Genomic DNA, 18,378 nt, shown 5'->3' with positions numbered 1-18,378 from the left:
CCCATCAGAAACCACAGTCTAAACAACTAACATTAATTCAATTGATAAGGCTCTGTCACCGTAACAGGATTAATACCCATCAGAAACAGTTGTTTAAACAACTAACATTAATTCAATTGATAAAGCTCTGTCACCGTAACAGGATTAATACCCATCAGAAACCGTTGTTTAAACAACTAACATTAATTCAATTGATAAAGCTCTGTCACCGTAACAGGATTAATACCCATCAGAAAAAGTTGTTTAAATAACTGACGTTAACTAACTTGATAAAGCTCTAACGGTAGGCCGTCTGGATCACTGAAAAAGGTGTAGTATTTTCCGGTATATTCGTCGATACGGATCGGTTCAACCACCACATCATAAGCCTGCAAATGAACCACCACCGAGTTAATATCATCGACTTTAAACGCTAAATGACGCAAGCCTTGTGCTTCGGGATAACTGGGTCTTGGCGGCGCGCCATTAAACGAAAATAATTCAATTTGACTGCCATCGGGTAAGGCTAAATCAAGTTTGTAAGAATCACGGGCTTGGCGGTAATGCTCAGCAATAATCTTAAGCCCTAAAACTTGCGTATAAAACGCTTTTGAACGTGGGTAATCGGCACAAATAATCGCGACATGATGAATTCCGTTTAACATGGCTGTCCTTGTAAACCTATTTTTGGCAAAAAATGCTTTATACACAAAACATAAACCCCTGATAGCGCAAGTCTATCAGGGTTTTATCCTAGTTTACATATGGGCAATTTACATCAGCGAACGTTAGATTGTCGCTAAGTAACCGCCCATTTATGGCTGCGGATTATATACCCACTTCACCACCATCATTTTTACGGATCATCACAGTTGCGGCACGTGGACGCACCAAAGTGCCAGCTGGTGTGGCTTGGTCAGCTTTATCAGAATATGGCCAGTTGCCAGGATGCTGAATATTAGCAAATACTGTGGTGTAGTCTGGCGTAATCGCAAAACCGGTGACTTCACAACCATTAGGGCCAACAAAGAAACGCTTAAGCTGGGTTTGGTTTTCAGCCGTTACCACTTGTTGGTTACCATCGGCATCAAGCATGGCCGAAGGTACAATCGCCAACATTTGATCGTTGGTTGCTTCAGTAACTTCAGAGGCACCGTTATCGGTTTGTACCCACAAAATACCCCGTTGATCGAACGCTACACCGTCTGGACTAGCAAACTGGTTTAAGTCCGTTAAGCCAGATAAATTTGTTTCGGCATCACCATCAGTAGGTGAACCAAAGACAAAGATATCCCAGCTAAACTCAGTAGCCGAATCACCTTCATCCCAACGAATGACATGACCAAAGCTATTGTTTAAACGGGGATTGGCAACGTTAGTGCTGTCGGTACGCTTGGTATTGTTGGTCAACGTTAAGTAAACAGTGCCGGTAAACGGATCAACCGTTGTCCACTCTGGACGGTCCATCGGTGTCGCACCGACTAAATCCGCCGCGCCAGCAGTATTTAAGATAATCGCCGCTTGCGAATCAAAAGTACCAGCAAGGGTGCTACCGTCTGTCGTCACGCCATCTAATGTTAGCGGTAGCCACTCTCCGATACCGTCTTCAGTAAACTTAGCCACATATAAGGTCCCGGCATTCATGTACTTATCGCCTACCGTTAAGCGATTTGTGCTATTGGCATCGACGGGATCCCATGCTGCGTCAGAGACATATTTATATAAATATTCAAAACGTGAATCATGGCCTGAGTAGAATGAAATGGGTTTGCCTTCTTCAAGCTTACCAAAGGCACAACCTTCATGGCGGAAGCGACCTAATGCAGTACGCTTAGTCGCGCGAGAGTTTGGATTGTATGGGTCAATTTCAACAATATAACCGTGGCCATTAGCTTCGTTACGGTAATCGTTCGCCGCGCTTGAGCCTGTTGGCGTGACATCAAAACGAGCAAACTCGTCTAAACGTTCGTCGTCATCACCGGCTAAATGGTTCCAGCCATAACGAGTATCAGAGGTAGAAATACCAATTCGAGTTTGTTGCTCGGTTAACGCGCCTTTATTAACAAAATATCCTGGCCAGTTTTCCTCACAGGTTAGATAAGTGCCCCAAGGCGTATAACCATTACCACAGTTATTTAAGGTACCGCGCGCTTGACTGCCGTCGGGAGAATAACGCGTTTCAAGGTATGAACTGTACGCTAACGGACCGGCGATATCCATCACGGTTGCGCCGGTGAAACGGCGGTTATGGCTGTCGTTTTCGACCACTTTCCATAGGTTGTTGACTAATTTAATCCGTACAACTGAAATACCATGGGCATTGATTTCTTTGCGGATTTCATCAATAACGCTGCGCTTACCATCAGCATCAAACGTTGGGCCGCTTGGGTGCAATGCATCTTGGTCGATGTATTCATGGTTGATACACAATAAACCGTCATCTGCCGCATCATTCAGCGGGAAGAAATGCATACCATCATGGTGCATCCCGACAGAGTTTGCTTGGTCTATAGCGGTATTGCTGCCATCGGCTTTCCATGCTGCCGCTTTTGAATTTAATGGTGTTCCCCAAGGCGCTAGCACATAAGCTGAATATCCTGCAGGAACCACCACAGCATCGGTTTTAGACCCTGCAATAGACTCAAAGCCTAATACCGCAGAACTCTGAATTGGTGCAACTGGCGCTGTAGCGGCACTAGGCGTTGTCGGGGTTTGCGCTGCGGTGTCATCATCAGAACCACAAGCACTTAATCCGAATCCGCCAAACGCGGTCATCGCACTAAGGCCTAGACCACGCTTAACAAAATTACGCCGAGATAGATGATTATCCATCACTTCATTGAAAGGAGTATTTTTGCTGTTGTTAAAACGAGTTGGATCAAATGTCGCCTTGCTCATAAATTGTCCTTAGATATGCTCTGAAAAAAACGGATCAAATATTAGGTATAATTATTTGTTAGTTAACATAAGCGTCTAATGTGACAACAAGGATCAAATTGGATGACAAAAATATGGCAATAAAAAGACAATCAGGATAAGGCAGCATCTGATGACATCAATATACACACTCTAATTCTAATACTGGCGACTAACGACTAACGACAGATGACTAAATACGAATATTAACGACTCATAAGAATAGATTTTAGCGTTTTTTACTGCCAGTAGATGATGCCGCGAGGGCTTTTTTACGTGCTTGTTGTTTTAACGCAGATTTAGTTGTTTTACGGGTAACAGGGGCAATCAAATTAAGGTCTGGCTCAAATCCGGCTAGCCATTGCTGCGGTAAACGGCGGTCTAAAAAGGCTTCGAGTTTAGTGAGTAACGGCTCGTCATCAACACTTAATAAGCTAATCGCTTGCCCTTGCTTACCCGCTCTGCCCGTTCGGCCGATCCGGTGTACATAATTTTCAACTTGAAACGGTAATTCCATATTAACAACATAATTTAACTCGTTAATGTCTAGCCCTCTCGCAGCCACATCGGTGGCAACTAACGCGGTCACATCACCCGCTTTAAAAGCCGCCAACACTTGTTCGCGCACCGCTTGAGTCAGATCAGCATGAAACGGTTCTGCCGCTACGCCAGCTTGCTTCATTTGCTTAACCAATGCATCTGCGCCTTGTTTAGTACGGCAAAATATCAAGCCTTGTTGCCAGCTTTCTTGAGCAATTAAATGACACAGCATGGCGCACTTTCGGTTGGCATCGACATTAAATACCCGCTCGACAATACGGCTGGCGGTGGTATTACGTTGTGCCACTTCAATCACTTGCGGCGAGCGCAATAAACGGCGACTAAAGCTGAGCATACGGTCATCTAAGGTGGCTGAAAATAACAGGGTTTGCCGTAGACTTGGCAAGCGCTTGAGTACCTCGACAATTTCATCTTTAAAGCCCATATCCAGCATGCGATCGGCTTCATCAAATACCAAATGGGTTAACTGCGACAACGACAATGCGCGCTTTCGTAATAAGTCCAATAAACGCCCTGGTGTTGCTACAAGAATATCGGTGCCTGCCGCTAATTGTTTTACCTGAGCCCCAATACTCACCCCGCCATAAACCATCACACAGCCAATATCACTGCCCTTGGCATATTGCTCGATACTCAACTGTACCTGTTGGGCCAGTTCGCGCGTGGGCACTAACACTAAACAACTAATTACCGCTTTGGCGCTGGGTGTTTCTGCACCAGTATGCGGATCAATGGATACATTACGTCGACTCAATATATTGTGCAGTATTGGTAAAGCAAAGGCGGCCGTTTTACCTGTACCTGTTTGCGCGCCAGCCATCACATCTTTACCGCTTAAAATGACCGGAATAGCGCGTAATTGGATAGGGGTCGGTTGCTGATAATTGAGATCAGCTAAACGATTAACCAAAAAGGCATTTAACGATAACGCGGCAAAAGACATACAAACTCCAATAACGTGAATGCTCAGTTTACCATCCACAATGACCCAAAAGCACAGGATTCAGACGCTTTGATTGGCGTAAAAACGGTTAATAGCATCGGCTCATTCTACTCAATAACATCTTCAATAAGGTCACTCAATGTGATCTTCCACACACCTTAAAAAAGTTACCCATATCACGACGTATAATACTTGACTAAAAGAGTAGAAATTATACAATCAAATACATGCAAATAATAAGCATGTTTAGTCTTTCATCACGAGATTTCACCACGAAATTCCACCAAGAGACCCTACCACGAGGTATCATCATGAGTTTTTCAATTAGCGGTATTTTCAAACCAGCCAAGCAAACTGAACCTGTTAGTAATTTAGCGCCTAAAGCCGATGACACTAATGCCACAGAAACCAAAGCGCCTCAAGCTGAAAACACTGCCAAAAAAGAAGGTAATGGTGGCAGTTGTTGTGGTGGATGTGGCGGCGGTAATCATTAATCCACTAGAATATTAAACGTTACCACGCCTAAATAATCGTAAATTATCTTTACTGATGAGTTGCGAATACTGCGCTGTAACGTCGAAAAAGCCATTGGCATACGCTACTGCTACTGAGCCTTGGTTCTGTTTATCGATATAAGCAAAAACAGGGCTCGAAATAAATTCCTTTAAAAACATTTCCACTGCTTTGGTGGCAATGCCCTTGCCCCAATGTTCACGTCCAATCCAATACCCCACTAAACGCATTTGCGGGTCGGTCTTTGCGGCTGAGTCGGTATTAATCCACGATACGACATTACCCACTAAAACATCATCTATCCAAATCCCTTGTGCTATAGCCTTTTCATTAGCCAATACTTTTTGCTGCCAATGCAGGTTAAAAGCTTTACGTTTACGCGCCGGAAAATCTGCCATTTTATTAGCAATAGGGTCGTGTTCAAATTCAAACAATATATCTAAATCCGCTTCAGTAATGGGATGAAGAGAAATATTCATTTCAGGTTCGCCTTTTCTATGTTGTGTCACCAAGATCATTTATATTATATATAACCTCAAATCTGTATAAGAGATGAGATCAATCGTTAAAAAAACGGGTTTATTTCAAGTCTTCAATCTCAAACTTGCCATGTGTTTTGCTAACATAGCGTATTGACGCATCAATAGCAGGCCTATTGTAAGCCGATACACCTTAGATCGCGAAACAAAGGGCTGTTTAATAAACAATTATTATCCAGTATTGAGGTTATTACTCTCATTTATCGACACGCTTGACGATGAATTATCGTATCAAGATGCATTAAAGGATGACAGGATGAAAAGCATTAAAACGTGGCAATGGTTAGGCTTTGCTGGCCTTTTACCTTTTATTATTCTCAGTGTGTTGGCGTTCAATCATAGTCTATTAGCACCCGAACATACTATATTGGGATTTGTGAGCTACAGTGCCATTATTTTAAGTTTTGTTGCCGGTTCACTTTGGGGCAAAGCGGTAATCTTAACCTTAGATGACAATATCGCTAAGTTACTTATTATTAGTAATATTATCGCACTCGCAAGCTGGATTGCACTGTTAACTCCGTTTGTATTATCCGCGCTTATTCTGCTCGCTAGTGGTCATCTGTATTTATTATATGTTGAATTTAAAGCCAAACAATTATCAACCACCAACGGCTATCTCACATTACGCACAATATTAACCTCTGTCGCCGTAACATGCCATGTGGTTGTCATGCTCAGTCTGTTAGGCGTTTAGCAAAAGATTAAATCGAATAACAAGCCTATGCAGCTAAGCATGAGCTTTTTATTTGTCACACAAAATAGCTCAACTCAAAAACTTATAAGCCAGTTTGACACTGCTCTTGCTGGTTTATCATCGGTGATAAAATAGGCATCATGCCTTTAAGCACTTGTAATGGCAGTGCTGAAGTAAAGCTAAAGTCGTCAGCTTTCTCCCCTGGCACAAACGCCGTTAGGGTACCAAAATGATGATCGCCTAAATAGAACACAAACGTCGCAGTGCGGTTAATGGCCGTTGAAGACACTTTGCGGCCATTACGAATTTCAGTCGCTATGCGGTTATCACCCGTACCGGTTTTGCCGCCCATAACCACAGGTTGGCCGTTGTTATCCAACAAGCTACCTTTGAGCCTTCTGGCAGTACCATTTTCAACCACATTTGCCAGCGCCCGCTTTAACGCGCGGGCCACTTCTTGATGCATTACGCGGGTGATCATTTGCTTGTCGTTGGCTAGCGTCACTTCGTAAGGCGTGTCTTTAGCAAACTGTAATTCATCAATTCTGACCGTTGGGTAACGATAACCATCATTTTGAATAATGCCCATTAGCTCAGCCAGCGCCGCAGGTCTATCACCCGAGCTACCTAATGCAGACCCCAATGACGGTACCATGTATTCAAACGGATAACCCATTCTTACCCAACGTTGGTGAATGCTTAAAAAGGCCTCGACCTCTAACATCACTTGAATACGCACATCGCGTGCATTTTGATGGCGGGTTCGAAATAACCAACGATACACTTCTTGTAATTGCGGTTGCGCGTCTTCTAACACTTGGCTCAGGCCGGTTTCTGGGTAGTCATTTAAATAGCGCAATACCCACAGTTCTAACGGATGCACCCGAGCAATATAACCTTGATCCGCAAGGTTGAATTTATCTTCACCGTATTTGTTGTACAGCAGATTAATTTGTTTCTCGCTAAAGTCTTTTGCGGGTAAGCGTTTGACTAAAAAGGCCTTTAACTCTTGGACGCCATCGTAGGGTTTTAAATAGCGATAAACAGCCGTTAACTTATGCTCTTGTTGTTGAATCCCGTCAAACAACACCTCAAGGCGTTGCTCTGGGGCCAGCTGACGATATTTGCGATAAAAACGTTTTACAAACGAACTGCCTTCACGTTTAGCAAACGCTTTGAGGTATTCTTCACGACGAGGATCTTTGTCGTTACGCAATAACTGCGACACACTGCCTTCGCTGTTATAACTACTGCTGTAATTAACAATGTCTTGCATTAGCCGCACAAATGGCAAGTTTATTGACTCTTGTAATGCCTGATATAACGTTGGTACGCGACTGTTTTCTTTGCTATTAAAATTATTAAATACATGTAAACCACCACCAGTGAAAAAACGCTCATTTGGTGAGGCCGAATACTCACGCAGTAAGGCTGCATCCAACATCCGGGTTAAATTGCGATCTCGAGTCGTCATCAAATAATCGACGACCCAACGCGTAATGTGGTCTTTACGTTCCACATCCACTTGGCGCAAATCAGCCACCGTCATGGCCGAAAAACGCTGTTGTAACTCGGCAATAATGTCTAAATATGTGGCTAACACCCGTAATTTAGCCGTTGAACCTAGCTCCAATTTACTGCCTTCATTGATATCAAACGGCTGATCAATACTGTCGGTTTGAATGCGAACGCGGTTGGCACTGTCGGTACTCTCGTACAACGTAAAACTGTACAGTACTTTATCTAACTGTTGCACGGACAGTAAACGCTCACCCAGCAATCCAATACGCTCAGCGGTTGGCTCAGAGGCTAAGCTGCGTAAGTAATCGCTAACTTGTTGCTGTATATCACCATGGAACGTGCTGTTAATCGCTAAGTCGTAGCGATTTAAATCATACAAACTTAACCCCAGCATCCCAGCAGTACGAATTCGTACCGCATTAATACCTTTATTGTTAGATACGTTAGTGGTTGCTAACTTACTGGTATTAAATTGCAATGTTTGCTCAAGTGCCGACACCATTAGTTGCGTTTCAATCAGACCATCACTGCCCAATAAACGTAAATAACTGTCTACTAACGATTCTAAATTGTCATGGCCTTGAAGTAAGTAATACGACGGCCGACGCTGGGCTATCATTAATGCCACGACTTGACGAAACACCTTGCCGCGCTGTGCCGCATTTTGTTGAGTATGATGGCTCAATAATAATTGATTAGCCTGATTAAAATCAGTTTTGAACCACGCCCATAAACCATCACCAATACCATGGACTTCACCAAAACCGGGAGCTGATGATAATGGTACTGTGTTGAGATAATCTTGTACGATGCGTTGACGAGCGCCAATGGTGCTTTCACCTTGCTGATACACTCGCACTATTGCGGAACCAATTTGCAATAGCTTATCTTTGATACTCAAGGTTAGACCATGATTAGAATGTCTAAATTTTTCAATTTGAGTCGCTAAAGTACTGCCTCCCGCTTTAGACATATCAGCCCCGAAACTGCCAGCAACTTGGCTCGCGCCAGCCAGCACAAACCGAGGCCAGTCAACCACAGGATTATAGTTAGCTTCTGGACTCAACATTTCGCGGTTTTCAATAAACAATAGTGTGTTAATGACTTGATAGGGGATCTTATCTTGGTGTTGATAAACACGTTTAGGATATGAGAAATCGAATACCGTCATGTCACGGCAATCTTTTATCGATAAGCCTGATTGTGCTTTTTCATGATACGGCGGGAAAAAACCCATGTTGGTATAATCCATCAACATCGGTGAAAACGCCACTTGCTGAGTAATTTGATAATTACGCTCAATTAAGCGGGCTATTTTCTGCGGTAATTGGCTATAACCATGGCGATCATCAAACGGGCCATATTTAGGGTAAATTACCGCATTACTGCGATAATCACGTAATGTATAGGTTAATTTGGTGGCATATTGATGCAAAAAATAAGATTGATAATACGATGTCCGCACCTCAAATTCGACGAGATAAGCCGTTGCTAACAATAATACTATGAATAACCAACCCGCTTTACTGCGACGAACCGGAGTCGGTTTGGCGGAAGATGTATTAGGTCGAAAATTATCAAACTGACTGTCAGGATGTGGACTAGACACAAACTCTCCATGTAACGCATAAAATCACAATAATGCACCATTATACTTTTGGTTGAGATGTTCAACACATAGCGGATCTAATTTGTGATAATTTTATCAGATGGATAAAGCCATTAGATATAGACAAAATAACTAAATACTGTTTTTTTAAGCCTTTATTGCCACAATATCGGTGTTTTTATATAAAAGCCCTTACCGCTAATTTAAGGATTATTTTGGATAGCTGCACTTCAACTCCCACAACCTATCCACCATTACGATTAGGTTTAGCCATGTGGTCACAAAATCAATGGCAAAAAACAATATACGGCAATAGCCAAGCGCATCGTCTTGCGCGCTATGCACAAATATTTAATACCGTAGAAGGTAATACCACCTTTTACGCCACGCCGTCATTACAAAATGTCCAAAATTGGCATGCCGCAACCCATGACGATTTTAAATTTACCTTTAAACTGCCCAAACATATCACCCACGAATTACGGTTACAAAATGCAGGCCCAGCCTTACAACAATTTTTTAGGGTAATGGACCCCCTTATGAGCCGAACAGGGATGTGGAAAATTCAACTTCCCGCCAGCTTTGGCCCCTCATCTTTGCCACAATTAGCGCAGTTTTTAACTCAAGTACCCCAAGGGTTAACCTATGGGGTAGAAGTGCGTAACAGCGCCTTTTTTGCCAAAGGAGAAGCGGAAAAAGCATTAAACCGTTTGTTGATAAACCATCAATGCAATCGTATTATTATGGACTCGCGCCCAGTATTCGCCGCCCCACCAACGACCTCTGCAGTGATCGATGCTCATCAAAAAAAACCCAATGTGCCGGTGCATGCAATCGCAACGGCCAGCAATCCAGTAGTACGCTTTATTGGTCATCCGCAAGCAGAGGCCAACGTGCACTTTTTCCAAAACTGGCTTAAACAGTTACCTTTATGGATCGCGCAACACAAGCAACCCTATTTGTTTATCCACACCCCAGACAATCACGATGCGCCGCAATTGGCCGTCGATTTATACCGTTTACTACAACAGCAGTTGGCTCACAGCACATCAACACTGGCCGACATAAACCTATTACCTCAGCATCAGCACACCACAACGCAACTGGGCTTTGATTTGTAAGACTCATTTTTATAACATAGGCCAGAATTCAGATGATAACCTCTGCTGGGGATAATAAACTGTTAGCTCTTTGTGCTGCTATTTTATGATATTATCAGCGCCGATCAGGTCTGCCCTCGCAGCGCGTTTATGTTGATAAAGGAACCACAATGAGTGAATCTGCAACCCGTCTAAATAAATACATTAGTGAGAGTGGCGTTTGCTCACGTCGTGAAGCAGACCGCTACATTGAACAAGGTAATGTTTTTATCAATGGCAAACGAGCCAAAATTGGTGACGCCGTCGAATTAGGCGATAAAGTCAAAGTTAATGGTCATGATATCGCCCCTCGTGATGAAGCAGATTTAATCTTTATCGTGCTAAATAAACCTGTTGGTATAGTCAGTACTACCGAAAGCACCGAACGCGATAATATTGTCGATTTTGTTAACCACAGTGAACGAGTATTTCCAATAGGTCGCTTAGACAAAGATTCTCAAGGGTTAATATTTCTCACCAGCAATGGTGACTTGGTCAATAAAATCCTTCGCGCAGGTAACAATCACGACAAAGAATATCTGGTCACGGTTAATAAACCTATCACTGAAGCCTTTTTACACGGCATGCGAGCAGGCGTTCCCATGCTGGGTGTCACCACTAAAAAGTGCAACGTTGAACAAGTCTCAACGTTTGTATTTAAAATCATTTTAGTTCAAGGGCTTAATCGTCAGATCCGCCGCATGTGTGAACATTTTAACGTTGAAGTCACCAAGCTTGAACGTCAGTCAATTATGAATGTGTCACTTAAAGGGCTGCCTGTAGGAGAGTGGCGCGATTTAGACGAACAAGAACTCAGCACCTTAATGAAATTGATTGAACACTCATCTTCTGAAGTCAAAAATTCGCCAAAAAAAGCCAAGAAAAAACCTAACCAAAGCTTACGAGATAAAATTGAAGGTCCAGAACACTTTATGCAAGGTAGAGGGGCTAAGCCTAAAAAGCCAACCGCAAATAAAGGTAAAGTCAGCCATTCAAGAAAACCGAAACGTTAAGCTCAAGCATATGCAGTAACAACCACAACATCCTTAATATCGGGTTTAAGATATAAGATATGGTGTACACCGAAAAACAGTCACTTTACCGTATGCAATAGGTTTAAAGTCTGTAGGCTTGTATTTTGGGTGCTATAAAAAGGAACAGCTACTGTGTAAAGATTAACAAAAACATATTCCTATATAGTTTACTAAAAAAATAACACTGAATAAAATTCACACAAAATTCTTTTCTATTTATATAATGCGTGTTAGGGTCCGCATAGATTTTCTACAATATTAGTTAAAGCATATAAACAAAATATTGTCGTGAAAACAAAAAATGACAGCAACAGGATGCTGGGTTTTTAAACAAGGAATGTGACATGTTCAGCAATAACCTTTTAATCGTAGATTTCCCTGATCACCTTTATGGGCAATTTCGGCACTTCGCGAATTTGATTGAATTTAATCTAATTTCAACCAATGCCAACAACGCATTATCAACAAAATCAAATGCCGAAAATGCCGAAAATGGCACTACCATTATGGTTCATTATCTTGAGAATCCATTACAAGAAATTGGTTGCTTATCTGCCGAATTATTTAAAAGCGACTTGCATATCGCATTCTGTCCTGCGCTGAATGTGGAATTAGAAGTCATCTTTATTTCATCGGGATTTCATGGTGCTATTAGTGTCGATGACGCTATCGCTCAGCAAATACAAAGCATCAAGAAAGTACATGATGGCGACATTAGTTTTCACCCAAAAGCGGTATCCAAATACATTTTACAAAGAAAGCGTATTCCATCTTCAGGTAATCGCGCCAAAATACTCGCGGTGACCACCAAAAAAGAACAGCAAGTCTTGTCCCTCATATTGCATGGATTAACCAACGAAGAAATAGCCAAAGAGCTTAGTATCTCAGTTAATACCGTAAAAATGCATGTCCAAAATATTTATAAAAAGACCAAGATTAAAAATCGTGGTCAATTATTTGCTTTCGCTGCCAGTTGAACATTCCCACAATAATATTATTCGACTAAATACCGAAAACAGACTCGACAATCTATTGATGACTTAATACATTGCTTTGTATGAATCAATTTTATGTTTCAAATACACTCTATAAGAGCAAAAAAGCTCTACCCATAATGTAAGGACACATTAATACATCATAAAAGCTTATTAGCCATGTTAATTTCTGCCGCAATGTTAGTGGGTTGCGGTTCATCTGACGACGATTCTAGTACTGACATTACTCAACCTGATTCTGGCACACCAACAACGCCTGTATCAGAATACAATCACCAGGTTACCGGTTTAGCGGTATATCAAGGTGCATTATTTGGTGCGACTGTTTGCGCCGATTTAAACAAAAACCTAGCTTGTGATACCGATGAACCCTATTCCATTACGGATAATGAAGGTAACTACCAAGTTGATTGGAACAGCGAAATTGAAACACCCGATTATTATTTAGTGGCGAACTGGGAAGCAGCAAAAGCAACTCAAGCAATTCGAGCACGCTCTTTAGCGCTTAACATTAAAAACTCAACCACCCGATCTGCGCCAAAATCTATCGTTAGTGATGCAGGGAAAGGCACATTAATCGCTAGCCCACAATACAATGGGGCGATTAACAACCTGACTCATATTAAACTCTCTCGTGTGATGGAGATGAAGAGTCAAAATCTGTCTGACAGCGAAATTAACCAGTTATCTACTCAATTAGATGGTTTGCAGGCAACCTTATATCAGTTAGACACAGCAACCTTATATGCTGTTTCTGCTGAAGCCTCAGCAACAGCCAGTTTTATTCGTCTTGAATATGCTATTGCGTATTTACAACAAGTGATCGCGACCCAAATACCAAACTTAATTGCTGCTGAAATAATTATTAATGCTATTTATGCTGAGCTTTGGCAAATATTAAGTGATAGTGGCCTTTCTGCAGAAGAATTTTTCTCAACTGACGTATTTACTTTAGCAGCCAACATACTGTTTAGTAACGCCGCTATAGCTTTAGGATTTACTGAATTACCGATTGATTCACGTATTTTGTCACAAAATGATTGGGATATTGTGCTTGGTAACATCATTAATGAAAACGGCTTTACAAATACCTTATCGCTTACCTTATCTTCTGATGTGAATGCTTTTTCAATACAAAATGCTGATAATACAAAAGCTCTGAACTGGGTATTTAGGCAACCTAATCTGGAGTTTGCTTTTGAGGTTACGTTAAGAGAGGATGAGGAAGATGATACTCAAACTGAATGCTGGAACAAAACTGATAAGCGCTGGTATACCGAAGACAATGGGCCAGTAATTGAACCTACCATTACAGGTAACACTTTCAATACGGTATATGCTGGAACGAGTGTGCCTATTACCATCGATATAGATAAAATTACTGGCGCAAATAATAGTGAATATTGGCAATCGGTTTTAAATATGTCCCCAGAAATCTTAAAGTTAGACACATTAACTTGGCCTGACACTTTATATCGATTAAACATAACTCAAACAGCCGACGTTATGTGTCGTGTCGTTGATGACTATCAAACTTATGAGCTATCAAGCTTTGTGACTGAAGAAACGCTCTCTACTACTATGATTGCGGAAATCTTATTTGATTTTTATTTCCCAGACAATATTAGCATAGATGAAGAAAATCAAACTATTGCACTGCTTGACGATGATGGCAGTATTGAACAACGTTTTCAAATGACTAAAAGCAATAGTCCGAGTGATCAGTTATTAATTGAAGTGGCTGAAATCGTCGAAGGCTCTGCACAACAATATGTGTATCCAGACTACTTTGTACTTGATAACCAACAACTGATTGAAGTTGAACTCAATAAAGCAATGCAAACATCTACAGCAAATAATGTATCGGTAACGTTTGATAACAACACAGGGTTTACCCAAACCTTGTATCAACACCTTTACGACCAAGTCAAGCCATTGATTTTTTGGTCAATAAAGGCCGCTACTGATAGAAATAAAAACCCCCATAGCGTTGGTTTATGGGGGTTTATTCATTCAGCAGCGAAATATTATCTAGCTTTAATCATATTGCCTTGTTTATCTTTAAAATTGCCAATAGCAATAATGATAAAAGCGATATGTGATCAAACGCTAAAAAAACATACAACCATTAAAAAATAGATCTACACGCCTAGCTTTACTGCTCGTCATCCTCTTCAGCTTGCATACGTTCTACATCTTGCTTGGTATAGCCCATGGCTTCGGTTATATAACACATCTTCACCAACTGGAACATTTGCACAAAAGAGCTAACCCGTCCTGCATGCATTTGTACATTTAATAACGCCATGGTGGCACCTGCATTATCGCCGGGGGATACTGTAGCGCTCAATTCAGATAACGACTGGTTATTAGCAGAGACCTCATCAATCAAGCTGTTATATTCTGTGACGTTTTCTGGCGTATAACAGGTAGATGTTTCAGGTAATTGCGATAAAAACTGCTCATACTCTTTTACAAACAACCTAGCTTGCACCAACGTCTGCTCACCGAGTGCTTGTAATTCTTGCACCTTGCCACTTTGGAATACAGCCGACGCATTGCCAGAATCCATGAGCTGATTAAACTCTTGCATCAAGACTAGCTGCTTATCGGATAGCACTTTTGCATCTTGTGCTATGGGTTTGGTTTTAGCTTCAAATGCATCAATAGCAACTTGGTTACTAGCCAATGCAGCAAAACTCATTGTGGTAATGGCAGTAGTAATGGCCACCAGTAAGCTGGTTTTTTTCATCATGTTCATCGATAACATCCTGTTAGTAGAGATTTAAATAAGTGACTTGAGCCAATATCCTATTCAGCGTTTAAGGTATGGCATTAACCAGCTGTGAATGGCATAGCTGTGCTCAGTTGGTAATCTAAAAGCTAACCATTCGGCACCTAGTCGAGTTACTAAATACGTATTTCTAGTAATGTTTACTACGCCAATGATATCTGAACGTTTATAGGTTTTTTCGTTAAACACACCATGTTTAACAATCAAACTATCATTATAAATTCTGAGTTTTGTCCCCGCTGCGCGGTAAAAAAATACCCAAGAAAAAAAACCAATCAGTAACGCTGATAAAGCATATTGAACTGGCAAGGATACATAAGGCGTAAAAGCGGATTCAGAAAAGAATAATATAAATATCGAAATAAAAAATGATATGCCTATGGTACTCATCGCAAACAGCCAAAATCTTAATGATGTAAAAGGCATGCCGCCTACAGTCAGTTGCTGAAAGCCAGATTCGCGTACTAAACCACCTGTTGGAAGTGCAGTGGGCTTATGGTCTTTTAATAACCCTTTAGTACTAAATTTATGCCTTTTATGCTGAACAACTAATGCCAAATCGGTATCAAAGTGTTTTTCAAAAAACATCACGATATTGATCATGGTTGAAACATTTCTGATAGTGATATGCCATTCAGGGAAGCTATAAAACTTAAGCGCATAATGATGCATAACGCTTTCTTGACGATCTAAAAAAGCGTTAAATTCACCGGTAATGAAACCAGACATTTCGAGTAATGAAAGATTATTATTAGTCACAATCTCTTTCTCTTTGGTAATACCGAACCAGGACTTTGTTTTCACCACCTCTTTACGGGTCGCATCAATCGTTAATCGGTTACGCTTAAACATAGGAAAGAATAAACAACTGCCGACAAGGGCTATAATGAGTGGCATGAATATCTCGCCCGTATCTTGGTAGCCAAACCAACCTAAATAAATAACACCTGCCCCCATGGCGGCCATACCAATACCAAAAATAAAGCCGATAATGCCACCTGTATCTTGCAGCACAATGCTATGATCTGTCTGCTTACAAATTTTATAACTCATAAATCCCTTTAATATGCTTTAAGCATTAAAAAGCAAAGCCCTATTGATTTAACAATAGGGCTATTTGACTTAGTTAAGGCTTTTTACCAAAATACCATCGGCCATCCTCATGGCGTTTAAAATAACAGGAAGTTCCCCTGTCAAACGTCATGATCCCTGCTTTATATCTTATTTTAATATTTTTGGTTTGAAGCCCTTCATACTCAGATTTCTTAATTTCATCCTTCATTTCAAATAGGTCATATTCTGTTAATGGCTTAGCACCAAAGCGTTTTAGGTGTCCTTCTGGCCAATCTTTCTCAAGCATAGGCTCCATTTTTTTCATCGATTTAAGTAATAAATGAAAGAATAAATCCGGATCATTTTTTAAATAACTATTAACCATATAGTCTTGGCAGACGGCCTTTAGGTTAGCATCGGACCCTGACGAATCCCCACAAAAGAATGAATAAAAATAATGAGATAGGTTAAAAACTGAGGAACATTCATGGCATTTGGTGATCAAATTTATCGCTAAACAAAAATTACCACGAGTAAATGCCATGAATGCAAAACAAGTTTTATCAAAATGCCTCTCACTTGTCACCCCGTTAATGCACAAAACTCGCCGACAAAGTCTGTTCTCTGCAATTGAAAGCTCAATGAATGGTGGAGCATTATCAATCAGAGGGCTTGGCCGTGATATTGAAAGTAAAGCCAAGGAAAAACATAAGATTAAGCGTGTTGATAGGCTTTGTAGTAATCCTTATCTTCATCGTGATATTGAGGTCACTTATACTCGTATGACCTGCTTGCTCGTCGGAATACCAAAAATGCCACCCATTTTTATAATGAAATAACTTACTGCCTTTTCACTTGAATTACGATAGCCTTTTATGACTATACAAAAACCAAAATACATCCTTTTAAACAGCAAATAAGTTTTTAAACTTGATAATCAGCTTATAGGCCAAAATCAAGGCAACACTTTGACCGATACCAACCAAAGTGTTAAAAACATTATAGTTTTCTCGACATTAAGCCTTAAGCACACAACCAACGCTGGCAATTTGAAGCGCCTTGTCGTCGCTTTCGGTCTAAATGTTCACAATAGTCAGTTAATGCAGGTAAAGCCCCTACTGCGCCTTTGAATAACGCGCCAAACTCGGTAGTAATTTTTAGCCAGTTCTCGGCAGGGATGTTGAGTCTATTAAGAATATCTTGGCTGCTTGAACTAATGGCACCGCGCTTATCTTGTCGAATAATCCTACCAGTATCTTCAACCAGTACGATGTAGTCTTTTACACTGAACATTAACCCATTAGGTATGTTTAAGCGCTCATTACCCACAAAAGGCAATAATTCTGTTGGTTGCTCACCTTTTATCGCTGAATTTATTCGACGCTGAATACTGGTATAGTCTGAGCTTTCGGGTGTGGTGGCCATTTGGGCGCGAATAGGATTTAAATCAACATAAGCCATACAAGCTAATACTGCGACTTCATCTAATAGTGCTTGAGATTTAAAGCGTCCTTCCCAGAACCTGCCAGTGCACTTATCTTCTTTGTTGGCCATTCGGGCTATCGGCTCACTGAGTGAGCGCATAAACCAGCTAATATCGATTAAGCGTTGTCGATATTGGGTGATACTGTCATTTACCGTCATTAATTCAAATTCATTCAGGTCTTCACTTTTTACGAACTTATGTGTCAGTAAGGTCCCTTTAAAGCCTTTGTGCCATTGAATTAGCACTTCTTTATCTGACCATTGTTTTGCTTTGTCAGCATCAACCTTTAACACCACATGCAGATGATTGCTCATCACGGCATAAGCACAAATGTCGATGGCAAAAATGGTCGCTAACTCTAGAATGCGCGAATCAACCCATTTTCGTCGATGTTCAAAGTTTTCGCCTGTTGAGTTATCAAAACCACACAGAAAAGCTTTACGCACGACCCGCGAGCAGCAGTGATAATAAGGTGTGTCGTCTAAGCTAACGATAGTTTGTCTTGGTCTGGCCATCTTCAAATACCATTTAGGAAGGGGAAATAAAGCGTAGTTGATTGTTTGATATTTGGCCAATAATTCTGGGTGGCCATGCTATTA

General features: G+C 41.1%; 15 protein-coding genes and 1 pseudogene. 7 read left to right on the top strand and 9 right to left on the bottom strand.

Features of this window, described 5'->3' with window-relative positions; genetic code table 11:
- Positions 1 to 257: 257 nt before the first annotated feature.
- The 3 genes from gloA2 to AAEZ00_RS18790 all read right to left on the bottom strand — a co-directional run bounded on the left by gloA2 (position 258) and on the right by AAEZ00_RS18790 (position 4,399).
- Positions 258 to 644, bottom strand: a complete 387-nt coding sequence (gloA2, locus tag AAEZ00_RS18800; RefSeq protein ID WP_351089422.1) for an SMU1112c/YaeR family gloxylase I-like metalloprotein — start codon at positions 642 to 644, stop codon at positions 258 to 260.
- Between the two features lie 163 nt (positions 645 to 807).
- Complete coding sequence (locus AAEZ00_RS18795) at positions 808 to 2,877, bottom strand: PhoX family protein (RefSeq protein WP_351089420.1); 2,070 nt, start codon at positions 2,875 to 2,877, stop codon at positions 808 to 810.
- A 247-nt stretch (positions 2,878 to 3,124) separates the two neighbouring features.
- Positions 3,125 to 4,399: a DEAD/DEAH box helicase gene (locus tag AAEZ00_RS18790; RefSeq protein WP_351089418.1), complete on the bottom strand. Its 1,275-nt coding sequence runs from the start codon at positions 4,397 to 4,399 to the stop codon at positions 3,125 to 3,127.
- A gap of 311 nt (positions 4,400 to 4,710) precedes the next feature.
- On the opposite strand from AAEZ00_RS18790, the gene AAEZ00_RS18785 reads away from it, so the two are divergent.
- The gene (locus tag AAEZ00_RS18785) at positions 4,711 to 4,893 is read left to right on the top strand and encodes a CCGSCS motif protein (RefSeq protein WP_351089416.1); all 183 of its coding nucleotides are present in this window, start codon (positions 4,711 to 4,713) and stop codon (positions 4,891 to 4,893) included.
- 12 nt (positions 4,894 to 4,905) lie between these two features.
- Here AAEZ00_RS18785 and AAEZ00_RS18780 read toward each other — a convergent pair whose 3' ends face one another.
- Positions 4,906 to 5,391, bottom strand: coding sequence for a GNAT family N-acetyltransferase (locus AAEZ00_RS18780; RefSeq protein WP_157822216.1), 486 nt, complete (start codon positions 5,389 to 5,391; stop codon positions 4,906 to 4,908).
- Between the two features lie 316 nt (positions 5,392 to 5,707).
- Here AAEZ00_RS18780 and AAEZ00_RS18775 point away from each other — a divergent pair, with 316 nt between their 5' ends.
- Positions 5,708 to 6,148, top strand: a complete 441-nt coding sequence (locus AAEZ00_RS18775; RefSeq protein ID WP_101032851.1) for a DUF3429 domain-containing protein — start codon at positions 5,708 to 5,710, stop codon at positions 6,146 to 6,148.
- 82 nt (positions 6,149 to 6,230) lie between these two features.
- On the opposite strand, the gene AAEZ00_RS18770 is transcribed toward AAEZ00_RS18775, so the two are convergent.
- Positions 6,231 to 9,278: a transglycosylase domain-containing protein gene (locus tag AAEZ00_RS18770; RefSeq protein WP_351079158.1), complete on the bottom strand. Its 3,048-nt coding sequence runs from the start codon at positions 9,276 to 9,278 to the stop codon at positions 6,231 to 6,233.
- Positions 9,279 to 9,493: 215 nt separating this feature from the next.
- On the opposite strand from AAEZ00_RS18770, the gene AAEZ00_RS18765 reads away from it, so the two are divergent.
- The 4 genes from AAEZ00_RS18765 to AAEZ00_RS18750 all read left to right on the top strand — a co-directional run bounded on the left by AAEZ00_RS18765 (position 9,494) and on the right by AAEZ00_RS18750 (position 14,585).
- Positions 9,494 to 10,399: a DUF72 domain-containing protein gene (locus AAEZ00_RS18765; RefSeq protein ID WP_502959339.1), complete on the top strand. Its 906-nt coding sequence runs from the start codon at positions 9,494 to 9,496 to the stop codon at positions 10,397 to 10,399.
- A gap of 149 nt (positions 10,400 to 10,548) precedes the next feature.
- Entirely contained in the window at positions 10,549 to 11,430 is an 882-nt protein-coding gene (gene rluF, locus AAEZ00_RS18760; protein ID WP_351079153.1) for a 23S rRNA pseudouridine(2604) synthase RluF, read from the top strand.
- A 365-nt stretch (positions 11,431 to 11,795) separates the two neighbouring features.
- Positions 11,796 to 12,428: a response regulator transcription factor gene (locus AAEZ00_RS18755; RefSeq protein ID WP_351079150.1), complete on the top strand. Its 633-nt coding sequence runs from the start codon at positions 11,796 to 11,798 to the stop codon at positions 12,426 to 12,428.
- Positions 12,429 to 12,605: 177 nt separating this feature from the next.
- On the top strand, positions 12,606 to 14,585 hold the full coding sequence (locus tag AAEZ00_RS18750; RefSeq protein ID WP_351079147.1) for a hypothetical protein: 1,980 nt from the start codon (positions 12,606 to 12,608) through the stop codon (positions 14,583 to 14,585).
- Between the two features lie 16 nt (positions 14,586 to 14,601).
- Here AAEZ00_RS18750 and AAEZ00_RS18745 read toward each other — a convergent pair whose 3' ends face one another.
- The 3 genes from AAEZ00_RS18745 to AAEZ00_RS18735 all read right to left on the bottom strand — a co-directional run bounded on the left by AAEZ00_RS18745 (position 14,602) and on the right by AAEZ00_RS18735 (position 16,678).
- Entirely contained in the window at positions 14,602 to 15,207 is a 606-nt protein-coding gene (locus AAEZ00_RS18745; protein ID WP_351079144.1) for a hypothetical protein, read from the bottom strand.
- A 54-nt stretch (positions 15,208 to 15,261) separates the two neighbouring features.
- Entirely contained in the window at positions 15,262 to 16,293 is a 1,032-nt protein-coding gene (locus tag AAEZ00_RS18740) for a hypothetical protein (protein WP_351079141.1), read from the bottom strand.
- A 73-nt stretch (positions 16,294 to 16,366) separates the two neighbouring features.
- Positions 16,367 to 16,678, bottom strand: coding sequence for a hypothetical protein (locus tag AAEZ00_RS18735; RefSeq protein WP_351079138.1), 312 nt, complete (start codon positions 16,676 to 16,678; stop codon positions 16,367 to 16,369).
- A gap of 157 nt (positions 16,679 to 16,835) precedes the next feature.
- On the opposite strand from AAEZ00_RS18735, the pseudogene AAEZ00_RS18730 reads away from it, so the two are divergent.
- Positions 16,836 to 17,123: pseudogene (locus AAEZ00_RS18730) on the top strand (IS4 family transposase); the annotation flags it as partial.
- A gap of 193 nt (positions 17,124 to 17,316) precedes the next feature.
- On the opposite strand, the gene AAEZ00_RS18725 reads toward AAEZ00_RS18730, so the two are convergent.
- Positions 17,317 to 18,294: a transposase gene (locus AAEZ00_RS18725; RefSeq protein WP_351079135.1), complete on the bottom strand. Its 978-nt coding sequence runs from the start codon at positions 18,292 to 18,294 to the stop codon at positions 17,317 to 17,319.
- Between the last annotated feature and the right edge of the window lie 84 nt (positions 18,295 to 18,378).

The sequence above is a fragment of the Shewanella sp. S1-49-MNA-CIBAN-0167 genome (genome assembly GCF_040310145.1).
Lineage (GTDB): Bacteria > Pseudomonadota > Gammaproteobacteria > Enterobacterales > Shewanellaceae > Shewanella > Shewanella psychromarinicola.
Note: the sequence above shows the minus strand (reverse complement) of the source record. Positions and strands in the feature narration are given on the sequence as shown.